This window comes from Pseudomonas sp. 008 (assembly GCF_016861935.1).
Classification (GTDB): Bacteria; Pseudomonadota; Gammaproteobacteria; order Pseudomonadales; family Pseudomonadaceae; genus Aquipseudomonas.
This window is the reverse complement of record NZ_BOMA01000056.1, coordinates 1-372: the sequence shown is the minus strand read 5'-3', so window position 1 is coordinate 372 and position 372 is coordinate 1. Positions and strand designations below refer to the sequence as shown.

The window sequence follows — 372 nt, the reverse complement described above, 5'->3', positions numbered from 1 at the left end:
GCCCGCTTCGATGGTAATGACCGAGCCATTGCTCAAGGTCACGGTCATCGGCGTGCCGGCCGGGTTGGTCAATGTGGCGGTGTAGGTGATCTGGCCGCCTTCAGTGACGGTGCCGGTGGCGCTGAGGCTCAGGCCGGTGTTGTCGATCGAGTCGGTGATGGTGGTGACGGCCGGCGTGGTGCTCGGTACGAGGTTTTCGAAGTTGCCGCCGGTCGCACCGGTGATCGTGGTGCTGACGGTGCTGCCGTTGTTGTAAACGTCATTGGCCGGGGTTTCGACATTTACGGAACCGGTGGTTTTTCCGGCTTCGATGGTGATGGTCGAACCGTTGGACAGGGTGACGGTGACCGGCGTCTGCGCCGGGTTGGTCAA

General features: G+C 62.4%; 1 protein-coding gene. It reads right to left on the bottom strand.

What is annotated here, in order from left to right; translation table 11 throughout:
• Nucleotides 1-372 (bottom strand): immunoglobulin-like domain-containing protein (locus JUI81_RS31675; protein ID WP_204125699.1); only part of this gene is annotated, 372 nt, incomplete at both ends.